The organism is Selenomonas bovis DSM 23594, from assembly GCF_000381005.1.
GTDB lineage: Bacteria > Bacillota > Negativicutes > Selenomonadales > Selenomonadaceae > Selenomonas_C > Selenomonas_C bovis.
In genome coordinates, this window is the sequence record NZ_KB908392.1 from 40123 (window position 1) to 54384 (window position 14262).

Annotated in this window: 12 protein-coding genes; 2 read left to right on the plus strand and 10 right to left on the minus strand. The window is 54.6% G+C overall.

All coding sequences use genetic code 11. From position 1 onward, the window contains the following. Positions 1-26 precede the first annotated feature (26 nt). The 7 genes from F599_RS0107815 to F599_RS15160 form a co-directional block, all read right to left on the minus strand. The gene (locus F599_RS0107815) at positions 27-689 is read right to left on the minus strand and encodes a TatD family nuclease-associated radical SAM protein (protein WP_019542972.1); all 663 of its coding nucleotides are present in this window, start codon (positions 687-689) and stop codon (positions 27-29) included. A gap of 55 nt (positions 690-744) precedes the next feature. After that, positions 745-2184 (minus strand): undecaprenyl-phosphate galactose phosphotransferase WbaP, encoded by a 1440-nt coding sequence (gene wbaP, locus F599_RS0107820; protein ID WP_019542973.1) that lies wholly within the window; start codon positions 2182-2184, stop codon positions 745-747. A 204-nt stretch (positions 2185-2388) separates the two neighbouring features. Next, entirely contained in the window at positions 2389-3390 is a 1002-nt protein-coding gene (locus F599_RS0107825; RefSeq protein WP_019542974.1) for an SDR family NAD(P)-dependent oxidoreductase, read from the minus strand. A 14-nt stretch (positions 3391-3404) separates the two neighbouring features. Continuing rightward, positions 3405-4571: a nucleotide sugar dehydrogenase gene (locus F599_RS0107830; protein ID WP_019542975.1), complete on the minus strand. Its 1167-nt coding sequence runs from the start codon at positions 4569-4571 to the stop codon at positions 3405-3407. A 21-nt stretch (positions 4572-4592) separates the two neighbouring features. After that, positions 4593-5591 (minus strand): glycosyltransferase family 8 protein, encoded by a 999-nt coding sequence (locus F599_RS0107835; protein ID WP_019542976.1) that lies wholly within the window; start codon positions 5589-5591, stop codon positions 4593-4595. A 156-nt stretch (positions 5592-5747) separates the two neighbouring features. Then, a complete protein-coding gene (locus F599_RS0107840; protein ID WP_019542977.1) occupies positions 5748-6860 on the minus strand; it encodes an O-antigen ligase family protein in 1113 nt (370 codons plus the stop codon). 120 nt (positions 6861-6980) lie between these two features. Continuing rightward, positions 6981-7709, minus strand: a complete 729-nt coding sequence (locus F599_RS15160) for a DUF4422 domain-containing protein (protein WP_071592857.1) — start codon at positions 7707-7709, stop codon at positions 6981-6983. 172 nt (positions 7710-7881) lie between these two features. Between F599_RS15160 and F599_RS14870 the strand changes: the two genes are divergently transcribed. Next, positions 7882-8865: a WaaS/CpsH family glycosyltransferase gene (locus F599_RS14870; protein ID WP_019542978.1), complete on the plus strand. Its 984-nt coding sequence runs from the start codon at positions 7882-7884 to the stop codon at positions 8863-8865. Here the strand turns inward: F599_RS14870 and F599_RS0107850 are convergent. The 3 genes from F599_RS0107850 to F599_RS0107860 are packed head-to-tail and all read right to left on the minus strand — an operon-like array spanning position 8854 to position 11481. After that, complete coding sequence (locus tag F599_RS0107850) at positions 8854-9753, minus strand: VirK/YbjX family protein (protein WP_019542979.1); 900 nt, start codon at positions 9751-9753, stop codon at positions 8854-8856. The genes F599_RS14870 and F599_RS0107850 overlap by 12 nt on opposite strands. Positions 9754-9775: 22 nt before the next feature. Then, entirely contained in the window at positions 9776-10720 is a 945-nt protein-coding gene (locus tag F599_RS0107855) for a glycosyltransferase family 8 protein (RefSeq protein WP_019542980.1), read from the minus strand. After that, the gene (locus F599_RS0107860; RefSeq protein ID WP_026327895.1) at positions 10717-11481 is read right to left on the minus strand and encodes a glycosyltransferase family 2 protein; all 765 of its coding nucleotides are present in this window, start codon (positions 11479-11481) and stop codon (positions 10717-10719) included. Before F599_RS0107860 ends, F599_RS0107855 begins: the two co-directional genes overlap by 4 nt. 517 nt (positions 11482-11998) lie before the next feature. Between F599_RS0107860 and F599_RS0107865 the strand changes: the two genes are divergently transcribed. Continuing rightward, entirely contained in the window at positions 11999-13972 is a 1974-nt protein-coding gene (locus F599_RS0107865) for an LTA synthase family protein (RefSeq protein WP_051081679.1), read from the plus strand. Positions 13973-14262: the final 290 nt, after the last annotated feature.

Here is a 14262-nt window from a genome sequence, read left to right on the forward strand (position 1 = left end):
CAAATCAGCGAGGCGGCCACGCGCGCTCAGTTCGCCTCATACGGACGGACGCGGAGCGTCAGGCCCTTCTCCTCGCAGAGCTCCCGGCAGCGCTCGATCTCCTCCGGCCCCTCGACATGGTCGACGATCGTGAGGACGACGTGCGGCACATGCGCCTTCGCGCGCACTGCGAAATCGAGCATGCCGTCATAGGACGCGAGGCCGTACTTCGCGCGCGTGAGCTCATAGTAACGCTGCGCGTTGCTCGCGTTGAGGCTGATGGAGATCGTATCGAGGATCCCCGCGAAGCGCGGCGTGATATCCTGCCCGTACTCGAGATTCGCGAGCCCGTTCGTATTGAGCCGCGTCGGCAGCTCCGGCTGCAGCTTCTTCGCGTAGGCAAGCAGCTCGAGCAGCACCTCGAGCCGCATCGTCGGCTCGCCGAAGCCGCAGAACACAAGTTCCTTCGCGTACGCCCAAGGCGCGCCATCGAGCGCCGCCTTGAGCTCCTCCACCGTCGGCTCCTGACCGTGGAACCAGAGCGTCGAGCTCTCCGCCATCTGCTTCTTCTGCCGCAGGCAGAACGTGCAGGCGCAGTTGCATTTGTTCGTGATATTCACATAGAAACCGCGCTTCCCCTCCGGCATCACCGCAAGGCTTTCCTCGAGCGGGAGATAGCGCCCTCCCGCATGCGTCGCGTAAATCAGCATGAAACGGCCTTCCTTTCCTCATCCACAATATCTGCTGCCGGCCTCAATCCAGCGCTCAGTACGCGCCCTTCGAGGTCAGCACCGCCTTGAACGTCTTGAAAAGATACATGAGATCCACCCAGACGGACCAGTTCCGCACGTACCAGGTATCCATCGCCACACGCTCCTCATACGTCGTATCGCTGCGCCCGCTCGCCTGCCACATCCCCGTGATGCCCGGCGGCACCATGTAATACTCGCGGATATTCTCCCCGTAGCGCGGCACCTCCTCCTTGACAATAGGACGCGGCCCGACGAGACTCATCTCGCCCTTGAGCACATTGACGATCTGCGGCAGTTCATCAAGGCTCGTGCGGCGCAGGAACGCACCGAACTTCGTCACGCGCGGATCGTGGGCGAGCTTGAAATTCTCCTGCCATTCCTCCCGCGCCGCCGGATGCGCCGCGAGATACGCCGCGAGCTTCTCTTCCGCGTCTGGTACCATCGTCTGGAACTTATAACAGGGGAACATCCGCCCGTCCTGCCCTACGCGCGGATGCACGAAAATCACATGGCCATGATTCTCGACAGCGACGATGATCACGAGCAGCAGCAAGAACGGCGAGAGCACCACGCTCCCGAACAGCGTGCAGACGATGTCGAAAACGCGCTTGAATACACGGTTCCGCTTCCGCGCGAGATTGTTCTGCAGCTTCAGCATGAGGATCTTCTCACTGAAGAGGATATCTACCTGCGCGCCCGCCATCGGCGTGCCGATGAGATCGGGAATGAACGAGATATCCTTCACATACGGCTGGATGCGCACGATGAGCTCCTGCATCCTGTCCCTCTCCATGCCGGGCGCAGCGATGAGCACCGTCTGCACGCCCGCGTCACGCACGATCTGCTCGGCATCCGCCACGCGTCCGAGCAGCAGGAACCGCCCCGCCACCTTCGCCGAAATGGGCGCGTCATCAATCAAGCCGATGATGTCATACCGATAACCGAGATCTCCAGCGAAAAACCGCAGCAAGCACTCCGCCGTCTTGCCCGCGCCGATGAGGACAACCGGCTCCTCGAAGAACCGTCCGAGCTTGAGCGCCTTGAGCGTAATATAGCGGAACATATAGATTGACAGCAAGACAAACACCGAGAACAATGCGAGATACAGGCGGCTCACCTGCAGGTCGCCGCGGAATACATACAGCATGATGATCGTCGCCGCCACGCCGTAGACGACGGAATAGAAAATATCGCGAATCGTATCGAGGATCGGCCGCATCTGCTGATAGACCTGCGAGCGGCTAAGGAACAGCAGAAACAAGAGCGGCACCCAGAAATAAAGATACGCCGCGCGCAAGACATAGTGGCCGCCCTGCCAATACACCGCCAGCGCATTGCGGGCCGCCAGCGCGGAATGCTCCGCCACGATGACGGCAAGATAATCGAGCAGTAGGAACGTCATGACCAGGAAATACCTTTGATACCGCCGCATCCAAGAGATACGATCGACCATGCGCACCTTCTCCTTTTCGTAAAATTCATCTTCTCATTCTAGCGTAGTTTGCCCAAGACTGCAAGCCGATGACGTGGAAACCATAGCCGCGCTCGCTCGAGAAACGACACCACGCGCCCCATCTCCGCCCGAAGACCAGGAAGCGGCCCCCTGCCTTTACAGGAAGCCGCAGCACAGGCAATCGCACGGCACACCACGCGCCGTTCACCACCTATAGTAGGCATGATGCCAATCCGCGAAGCGCGCCAATCCCTCCTCGATGCGCGTCTTCGGCTGGAACGCGAAATCTCGCGCGAGATCGCTCACATCGGCGTACGTCTGGTACACATCTCCGGGCTGCATGGGCAGGAATTCCTTCTCCGCCCGCTTCCCGAGCGCGGCTTCGAGCACCTCGATGAAATGCATGAGCTGCTCCGGTTTATGATTACCGATATTATAGATCTTGTACCGGTCTCCCGCCGCATCCGGCACCGGCGGATTCATCAGCATGTGCTCGATACCCGTCACGATATCATCCACATAGGTGAAGTCCCGGTACATGTCCCCGTGGTTATAAATCTGGATGGCTTCCCCCCGGCGGATCTTATCCGCGAACTTGAAATAGGCCATATCCGGACGACCATACGGCCCATACACCGTAAAGAAGCGCAGCCCCGTCGCAGGAATCCCATAGAGATGACTGTACGTATAGGCCATGAGCTCGTCTGATTTCTTCGTCGCCGCGTAAAGGCTGATGGGGCGGTCCACCGGATCCGCCGTCGAAAACGGCGTCTTCTGCTGATTGCCGTAGACAGACGAGCTCGAAGCAAAGAGCAAATGCAACACCTCATGATGGCGGCAAGCCTCTAGAACATTGAAAAACCCGATGATATTCGAGTCGATATACGAACGCGGGTGATCGATGCTGTAACGCACCCCTGCCTGCGCCGCGAGATTCACCACGATATCCGGCGCGAAGGAAGCGAACGCCGCCTCTGCCGCCGCTGCATCCGCCAAGTCTCCCTTCACAAACGAAAATTTTGGAAACCCGCGCAGGATCTCCAGCCGGCACTCTTTCAGACGCACGTCATAATAATCATTGAGATTGTCAAACCCGCAGACCGCCGCCCCCATCTCCAGCAGGTGCTTCGCGAGATGGAAACCGATGAAACCGGCCGCGCCAGTGATGAGAACTTTCCTTGACGCATCGAACGGACGATAAGACATGACACCCTCTCCTCTCAGTCGCGCGAGAAAATATCCCGCGTATAGACCTTATCCCGCACATCCGCCAGCTCATCCGACCAGCGATTCGCTAGGATCACATCACTCAGCTGCTTGAACGCTGCGAGATCACGGACCACACGCGAGCGGAAAAACGACGCCTCCTCCAGTGTCGGCTCATAGACCACGACCTCGATGCCCTTCGCCTTGATGCGCTTCATTACTCCCTGGATGGCCGACGCGCGGAAATTATCCGATTGGCTCTTCATCGTCAGCCGATACACGCCGACCACCCCAGGATTCCGCCGGATGATCTCGTCAGCGATGTGGTCCTTCCTCGTGCGATTCGCCGCTACGACCGCCGAGATGAGATTCTGCGGTACATCGCGATAATTCGCGAGCAGCTGCTTCGTATCCTTCGGCAAACAGTAGCCGCCGTACCCAAAAGATGGATTATTATAAAAATCGCCGATGCGCGGATCGAGACAGACCCCGCGGATGATCTCCGCCGTACTGAGCCCCCGTGCCTCCGCGTAGGAATCCAGCTCATTGAAATACGAAACGCGCAGCGCGAGATACGTATTCGCGAAAAGCTTGATGGCTTCCGCCTCTGTCGAACCCGTGAAGAGCATCGGAATGTCCTTCTTCACCGCCCCCTCCGCGAGCAAGCCCGCAAAAACACGTGCGCGCTCCGACCGCTCGCCGACCACGATGCGCGACGGATAAAGATTGTCATGGAGTGCCTTGCCCTCGCGCAGGAACTCCGGCGAAAAGATGATGCGACCCGTATGATAACGCTGCTTTACCTGCTCCGTATACCCCACCGGCACCGTCGACTTGATGACCATTACCGCCTGAGGATTGACCTCCTGGACCTCCTCGATCACTTGCTCCACCGACGACGTATCGAAGAAATTCTTCTCCGGGTCATAGTTCGTCGGCGTCGAGATGATGACGAACTCCGCCCCTCTAAACGCCATTTCAGCATCGAGCGTCGCCTGGAAATGGATCTCCTTGCGCCGCAGGAACGAGGCGATATCTTCATCGATGATCGGCGATATCCTCTGATTCAGCTTACGGACTTTCTCCTCATCGATGTCCAAGGCCACAACATCATGATGCTGCGCCAAAAGCATGCCATTCGACAGGCCGACATATCCTGTGCCAGCAACTGCAATCTTCATAACGTACGCACTTCTTCCTCGTCATCTACTGATTTTATAGCGAATCCGCAGGACACTGTACCAGAACATCCCCTTCAGGAAATCCCAGAAATGCCCCTCTCCCTTGCGATAGTATCCCCAGTACTTGAAATCATGATAGTTCTCCGGTGATTTCACAGGGAGGAGATTCGTCAGCGTCTCCCAGGGCGACAAGGCATTGTACCTGCGCCACTGCGCATCAAACGCCGACATGACCATCTGCCACGGCTTCCGTCGGCCGGTCCAATGGACGATGATACTGTGGCCATCATCATAACCGCCGCCATCATAAACATTGTAACCAGCCGGCAGGAATGCATTCGCCCCATCGAAGACCAGATTCAGCACATCCTGACTCTGCCCGAGGAAGCGCTTGCGCGGCTCGCACTGATAGGAAAACGCTTTTTCCGTGATATGCTGCTGCTCCCACACCAGGATATCCACCAGCATGACACCATCATTGAAGTATTTCCCATGCTTCAAATGCAAGAATCCCGCGCGATAATCCACCGCAGACGCGCGCTCCGAGACAGCGCCCATCGCCGCTCCCGCGAGATCCGTGTGCCAGAGCTGCGCAAGCGGCGCCACACACATCGTATCCGCGTCAAGATAGATATAACGCGCAGCGTAATCCCTGACAATCTTCGGCATATAGAGCCGCGCATACGTGATACGCGAGAATCGCTCCACCTTGATATGGAAATCCTGGAAAGGCTCCATATCGAGTTTATACAGGATGCAGGTACAACGCCACCGCTTGGCCAAGGCAGCGATTTTCTCCGCATTCTCTTCACGATACCCGTCGGTGAACAGATGGAATGTGATGGGTACGCCCTGATTGTTCTCCAGCACCGAAACCATCGACGCGCCCATGATGGGAATGAACGCATCGTTCACATTGTAGCAGATATGATAACCGCCCGCATGCTCCGCATAGCGATAGACTTTTCGCGAAACAACGAAGTTCTCTATTGCAAAAAAATCGTCATCAAATGTCTTCATTTACTCACCTGCCATATAGGAATCACGGATTCATTCGGCACTCCGTCTCACGCGTCCGCACGGTTCTCCCGCCGCCCTACAATCCTCAACACAAAGCTACATGCACAGCCCTCCACGCCCTGGACAGCGCACATCATCCTATCCTCATATAGAAAATCAGCCCTGTTCCAGGCGCAGACTGCATCCCGTGACAAACCACAGCGTCTTCACCGCGGCCGACATCCCCCAGGTATAGTCGAACATCCCCACGACGGCAAAGCCGATCCACGCACAGAAGCCGACTAAAGCATACGGGTGACGCCAATGCCGGAACATCCACAATGAATAACCGATACATACCAAGAGACCGGCCAGCCCCAGGAGGCCGCTGTCCACTGTCGTCTGCACATAGATGTTATGGAAATGCCCCAGCCCCTGTGTATCCGCTGCTGTCCGATATTTTTGCAAATAGACCTTCCCGCCCTGCAGGATGCCATAGCCGATGACAGGTTTCTCCCGCACCATGATGGCCGCACCCTTCCAAGCTTCGACGCGATCACCGTTCGAGCGATCCGTCGTGATGTCCACGATGGACTCCGCGCGCTGGCTCAGCTGCGGATTTGCCGTCACCAACCCTGCCACACAGGCAAACACGGCGACAATCACGAGGCTCTTTTTCGGGCTCCAGCGCAACCCCTGCGCAAGTACAAACGGCATGACAGCAAAAATGCCCACCCAGGAACTCCGCGTCCCGCTGGCGATAGCCCCTAGTACGATGCAGACAGCGCAAAGCAGCAACCCGTTCTTATGCGGGATGTCCGTTTTCCGCGAAAGCCATAAAACGATGCTGGCAGGAAATACCGTAGCAACAATACTCGCATGACGAAGCAAACCATCGCCGATTCCATGCGCGCGCGGCGTCTGTGTGACGAGCTTCTCAGCAACGGTTGCCAAACCATCCACGGCCATAAAGACAATCAAACAGAGCAGGGCCTTCTCAATCGCCTCCCTATCGATCTTGAGGAACAGCAGCATGACCAGCACGAAGAAGCGCACTGCAAAATAGTCCACATACTTCGGGAAAGAATATCCCTGTGCCAAACCGAAGATCGCTGACGGCAATATGGTCAAAGCAAAGAATAAATATACCAAGAAATATCGTTTAACCTGTGCCGACAAGAAAAACTTCTCGCCAGAACGATGCCGCCGATACGTATCGATGACAAAAAATACAATAGAAAATGCATAAAACACATTTCCGGCGGCAATTGAAAGCCGCTGTGTGCACATTGCCAAAGTAAGCGCGACAAGGCAGAGTTGATTCCATTTTATTCTTTGTATGATACTCCCTCTTTCCTCTTACTATAAAGTTAATGTTGCAAAATAACGGATCAGCACATAACCATCAATTCACCATAATAGCTTCCTTCTCAACCATGCTCGTTCAACACCATACACTTCTTGGCTTGTAACTTTCAAATTTTCATGGTGCAGCCATACCGTAAACAATCTCTCACTCAGGAAACCAAATACACGTCTTTGATACATATCATAATCGCTAATATCAATTCTTTTTTCCAATTCAAACAAAATATCAAATAACCAAGAACAATAGCGATTACAAAGGGTTTTCTTCATGCAGAACATATTAAAGAACCAGCCTTTTGAACCGTTCATGATTGCATTAAAATCATTTATATATTCAGGATATTTTTCGTTGATAATCTTTCCACATTCAATGATATCTTTTACATGGTGTCTCTCAGCATATTGATCAAAAACTGTTTTAGATAAAGTTAACGGCGTTGGCAACAAGACATCTGCACGATCCATTGCTTCTGCAAAATCATGATACCGATTAATATGCAATTTGAGTCCTAAAAAACGTTTTATGAAGTATCTTCTGTAATGAACAAGTCCAATATATTCGCAATCAAGATTTTTCCAAGCCCAGTACAAACCTGTCAATTCGCAAAAATTTGGATTCTTAGCAGATATATTATCTCCAGTATCATCGCCAATACATTGCCAATCACTTTGCCTGCCACATTTTCCAACAAAAATAGGCAAGTAGACAGGATCTTTTGCTACCCAATATTTTTTATGCATAGCAACCAATATCTTAATATCTTTCTTCATCGTATCCCCACCATATTATTTCATATAAGTCCCAATATGTAATATCCCCAAACAAAGAAGTATTTCTTGTTCACAAGCCACACGCTTCCTGTTCATTGACGTTCCCATGTTATATTTGTTATAATTTACATAAAGCATTATATTATTTTATCTGTTAAAAAGGAAGTATGTTTTGAAATTTATTAAAAATCATCATATTCTCATTCTCGGCTGGCCACTACGACCACAGCAGGACTGGCTATCTCATTATCCTGAGGTATCTGCTGTACGCATTTACCGCGAGGATCTGCCTCGCTCACAGAAGCGCCTAAAGGATCTTTCCTTCCATATGCCGCGCGCGTTGCAGTTCGTGGACAGTGTGACGCCCAGCCATTGGTATGGGGGCTGGAAAGATTACATCGAGGAATACGATACGGTCATCCTCATCGACGAGGTACGCGGCCGCGATGTTTTCGACTATATTCTCTCACGTAATCCGGATTGCAATCTCTGTGCCTTTTACGACTCGCCTGTCCGCCTTGGCACACCGAAGGAGCCGTCGCGCTATACAGATTTACCTATACATTTCTATACGTGTGACCGACAGATAGCGGAGAGATATCATGCGACATTCGCACCTTACTTCTACATCTTCTCCCCCTGTGACTTCGATGCATATGATACACTCGCGCAGGAAGATATTCAGCGCGACGTATTCTTTATCGGCGAAGAAAAAGGTGATCGCCGCTCACGCATAAATGCCATCACGGAGATTCTCGACCAGGCAGGGCTCACCCATGAACTGCGGCTCGTACCACAGAACCGGCATCATGGTCTATTCCATCGTCACAGTCCTGCGAACGAAAGTTACATGCCATATTCGGTCGTTCAGGAGCGCGTGCGTACAAGTCGCGCGATCCTCGAGTTGATTTCTGACGGTCAAACAGGTCTGACGCAACGATCCTTTGAGGCGCTGTTCCTGCACAAAAAACTCATCACGACCAGTCCGGAAATCAAATTCTACGATTTCTATCATCCTCAGAACATTTTCGTCCTCGGTGAGCGTTCCCTAGCGGAGTTGCCTGACTTTCTGCGCAGTCCGTTTCACCTCATCACACCTGAAATCGTACAACAATATACGCTCACCGGCTGGCTGAAACACTTCTCACGCGCGTAACGCCTGGATACTTGCCGCGATGCTGGCATCAATCTCATCCAAGAGAGCAAACCGCTTACGGTAGTTTGCTCTTTTTCTCGTGGGGATTTCTTCCATCGTCTTGCGGTACTCCGTCAGCGGGAGCGCGTAGAAGCGTTTGTCCTCACAGAGCCTGCCGCCCGACTCCTCCCAGAATTTTCCAAAGTCGGTCTTGAGCTTGCGATCGCGCCGCACGTGATTGTTGGCGTAATAGCCGTAGTTCGTCACGGCGTAGATGCGCTTGAGGCCGAGTGCCTTTGCGACTTCCTGCGTGGCATGCAGGATGAGGTTCTTCGTGCGATACGCATGGCAGCGCTTCGTGATTTTCTTGATGACCTCGCGCGAATGATCCATGTTCGGCCCCTGCATGGCTCCGATGAAAAGCGACCAAGCGCCCGCCTTGTCCTTTGCGATCCAGAACATCATCTGATAGAGCGCCTGCCCCTCGTAATCCAGCCAGACGGACAGCAACCCTTCCTTGCGCTGCCCCGGGTGATAGGAAAGTTCCAGTATCAGAGGATCTCCCTCGTCCTGCGACTGCCAAAGCTCGATCGACTGCTTGCGATAGAGGTTGACGGCTGTGTCGCCCTTGAGATGCTCCGTCAGATATGTCATATGTTCCTCGACGAGCTGAATGCGCTCGTCGAACGTCGACTTGTTGTAGAAAAAGGCGCGTGTCGGCTGCTCATATACGAAGCCGTACGCCTCCGCAATGCGGGCCAGCTTCTCGTTGCTGGCAAAGAATCTCTGCAAGCGCTTCATCTTCTGCGGATGCAGGAGGCAGCGGATGACAAAGACGACGCAGCGCCGTGCTTCGCTCGGATTCTTCATATTATAAATCTGCCGGCCCACGCGAATCGCATCAAACATAGTGTCCCATACTCCCAATCTATCAAAATACCGTAAAGAATCGCTGCCAGAAGTCAGCCAGCTTCAGCCGGCGCAGCTGGCGCGCGATGGAACGCCCCCTGCGGCGGGGATCCGGCTGCGGCATCGCTGCATCGCGGAACGCCGTCTGCCGCAGGTACTCATAATACTTGGCATTGAAGGCTGTATATACATCGTACTCCCAAGGCTTGTACCCTCCCGCATAGTGGAGGATGCTGATGTGCTGCCGCGCCTCGATTGCCAGGCGTCGGAAATCCCGCCGCCTTAGGATCTTGAAAAACAGATACCAGACTGGCGGTATGACATTCCACCGCAGCGGCAGCGGCTGCCAGTTCCGATGGAAGAGCGCGTTGAGTGCATCCTGATCGTGGTGGCGATACGCGTTCTTTGCCGCAAGCTGCTCGGCCTGCCTGCCGTAATCGTGTGCACGCCAGGCCGCTAGATCCACCATGAGGACACCGGAATTGAAATAGCGATCTCTCTTTGAGAAGCCCAGCCGTTCCTGTTTCCCGCGCCAGTCTTTACTCGACGCCATGATCCCCAAGTCCATCACCGCCGCTAGCGGATGGCCCCCCATATCATGATCCCAAAGCGCCGCGATATCATCGAGGACGAGCAGATCGCAGTCGAGATAGATGACCCTCTCAACTGTGCTCGGCAGCAGATGCCCCATCTCGAGGCGAAAATACGCCGCGCGGCTCAGCTGTCCGCTGACGAAGAACGACGCGAACTGATCCGCCGCCACCTCGCAGAAGTGAATCGCGGCATGCGCCTGCTCGATGGATGTCCGCATCTTTCGCTTGACCGATAGGTCTATCTGATCGTCCAGCAGGTAGAACACGATACGCGTCGGATCTACTGTGTTCTTCAGGATGGACATCATGGCCACAGTCGCATGCTGCGCGTAGTTGCTGTCACAGGCAAAGACGATGTTGATGTTTCCGCTCACTTGCAGCCCCCGTCCTGGCATCGATAGAGATTGATGAGCTTCAGATATTTGACGAACGTATACACCGATGCCATCACCGACATCGTGAACCCCGGGAAGCCATCGAGGAAACCGCCCCTGAGCAGATAGTCGCGGAGGAACGTGAATACCGCGTGCCCCAGCGCCCCAGCTTCCCCTACGCGCTTGTTCCGCTCGTACATGGACTGCGCCGCGAGGCTCGTATACTGGTTGAACTTCGCGAAATACTGCTGCCATGTCGTATAGGTGTAGTGGCGCAGGACATCGTGCAGGGTCTTGCGCGGCAGGTCGGTCTCGATGCCTTCATGGACCTTGCCTCGCCAGCGAATGGCCGTGCGCGGATAGAGGCGGTCGACGAAGTCCGGGCGATGGCCACCATGACGCATGAGCTGACCGAAGACGATATTCTTCCGCTCCACCCGATAGGCAGCTGGTAGATCCTCTGATACGATCCTGCGGATTTCCTCCGCAGCCGCCGCCTCGATCCGCTCATCCGCGTCGAGATAGAACACCCAGTCCGCCGTCGTCTGCGTCAGGGCAAAATTCCGCTGCCCTGCAAAGCCATCATCGCCCATCGGATGCGTGACGAACCGCGCCCCCATAGACTCCGCGATTGCCTGTGTCCGGTCAGTGCTGCCCGAGTCGACGACAACAATCTCATCCGCAAACGACGCACTCTCCATACACGCCTCGATATGCACCTCTTCATTCCGCGTCAATATCAGAATTGCCAACCTCGACATGCGAACACTCCTCATGTACGTTTCTTTGATAGAATCACACTTCGTCCAACGCGCGTAAGGTATCTTCCGGATTTACGAACAGCTTCATCCGTGCTAAAATGTTTCTGTTCCGCAACGATGCTCCTCCGTTCGCGACGTATACCGCAGCCATTCCATCGCAGAAATTACTGGTCATGCCGCCAAGGCGCACGATACCCGCGCAGCGGCAGTCAATGTCGGACTTTGTTTTTGAGGAGCGTTTCCTGCCGCAAGGAACGATGAAACCTGCGATATAAATATTATATTAGAAAAACTCATCCGAGTAAGATTCTGTTTCATTTTAGCACACCCCGCAATCTTCGTAAAGGAAGCGTTGCTTCCATTGTTTACTCTGATTGCGCGCTGCTGTGCAGAGTCATGAATGGCGCAAGGCAGAATTTCTAACCTAGGCAGAACCAACCCCAATCTATCTTATAAGGAAGGGATCATCTTGGATTTTTCTTATTTCTTTTCCGGCATCCAGACGGATTTTTGTCTCATGCTGCTCGCACCGCTTGCCTGCGCGGTGTTCCGAGCGATTTTCCTCTGGCGCTACCATACGCATGCGATTCCGCGACGACAACTCCTGACTTGCTTCCACTATGGTTTTTGGTGGGGCATGGATTTCAACGCTTACGTGTTCCTGATCCTGCTTCTATGCGTGAGCCTGCCGTCGGCCATTTTCCCGTCTGTCCGCCCGTTCGCGGACGGACTTCGCTGCGCGCTTGTCACAGCGTATCTCGGCATTCTCTATCTCGCGTTCATCGGCAAGATGATTTTCTACGATCATTTCCATGACACGTTCAACGTCACCATCCACCTCGGCATCCATGCAGATAAGAAGAATTTCGCCGATATTTTCTTCCACCAGCATCATGGCGGGCTTGTCCTGCTCGGCATTCCAGTCTATCTCGCTATCTGCGTGCTGGCCGCGCGAGCGCTGCTCATGCTGCCGCATTTGCCGTATGATATGATCGCGCCGCCTGACGGCGCGGCGAGGATTGCCTGCAATGTTCTCTGCTTCGTGAGCGCGATCGTGCTGTTTTACTGGCTGCGCTACGGCGGCACACTGAATCACCGCAAAAAGCCGGAGTGGGATGAGGTTCCTCCTCTAGTAAAGGAAGATGCCGTACTCGCAAAAGCCACGATTGATGATCTCATCGCTCTCGAGCTCGCCTGGAAAAAGCGCGTAAGTGACGCTACACGTCATTCCGATGACGAAGCTCGGCGCTATCTCGCACCAATTCTGCCTGAAAACTATCCCCCCCATACGGACAATCCACTTCCGTTTTTTCAACAGCTCGCCGCTGGCCCGCGCATCGCGCGTCCCTCGCATATCTTCTTTCTTCTTGGGGAAAGCCACGCACAGGCACCGCTAGACCCCGTATATCAGCGTCTCGGCCTCATGGAAGCAAGTCTCCGTTTTCGTGCGAATCCGCACACCGTATCCTTCCCTCATTTTTTATCCGCTGGCATGATTTCCCAGCCGTCTCTCGTGAGTCTCTTATCGGGGATTTACGATGCCGATATGGAATTAAATGAAAATGTTTCCTTCTGGGAAGGATGCCTGCCATCTACTCTGCCAATTCAATTAAACAAGCTGGGGTATCGCACGGAGTTCTGGTATGGAGGCGGCTTGAACTGGGGCAGTCTCGACCATTTCGTGCCAAAGATCGGCTTCGATGCCTGGCACGCTGGCCCTGAGATCTGCGGTGCAGACGCGCCGCAGACCTGGCTCGGCGTCTATGACCATATCTTCCTCGAGGAGGCCGCCGCGCGGATCAAGGCGAGCACAGAGGACGGGCCTGTGTTCCATTTCCTCTATACGACCTCAAACCACGGACCTTATCACATGCCATACGAGAAATACGGCTTCGATCTCTCGCGCGTGATGAAGGACGCGCCGGAGGTCGCGCGGCGCATCGCAGGCGACAAGAAAACCCGGCGCCGCATGGCGAGTATCTGGTATGCCGATCAGGCGCTGATCCGCTTTGCCGAGCGGATGAAACAGGATTTCCCTGACAGTCTCATCATCATCACCGGCGATCATTCCTTCGGCGCGCTGCCCTATGAGTACGATGTGGCGAAGCGGCGGGAGCCGACGATCCGGGAGGCTGTCCTGACGTCGTTTGCCATGTATCACCGCGAGCTCACGCCTGATATGCTGCCGTCGAAGATCGGCGGCCACATGAATATCCTGCCGACGCTCCTCGAGCTCATCGCGCCGCAGGGCTTCTCCTATCTCTCGCCGTTCACGCCGCTCACGCAGCCGCTCTCCCACGTCGTGACGCCCTACTGCTGGGAGACGGAGGATACCATCGGCGATTTCCGCAGCGGCGAGGCACAGCCGCTGAAAATCACCGACGGGCCGCTCCCCACGGAGCATCTCGTCCGCTTCCAGGAGGAGCGCGATGCACTCTGCGAGCTCACAGGCTGGTACGTGCGGCATCCGGAGCTGTTAGAGCAGCGCTGATGGGAGTGCAATAGTTCGCACCCTCGCATGGTCCAGGTTCCCTGTTCCAGGCACGGATGGATACACCAGAAAAAGCTCTACTGACGAGTCCTTGCGCCACATGGCATCATCAAAAAAAGGCATCCTGCATCGGGATGCCTTTTCTTATGCAAAATTCCAAGAACGCGAGCCGCAGGCGCAGCGCGATTGGCAGGAAATCCTCTAGGGAACCGCTGATTAATTCGGCACTCCGTCTTCACGCGTCTGCACTGTCCTCTCGTCGTCAACAAATCCTCAGCGTAGCTTCGGCT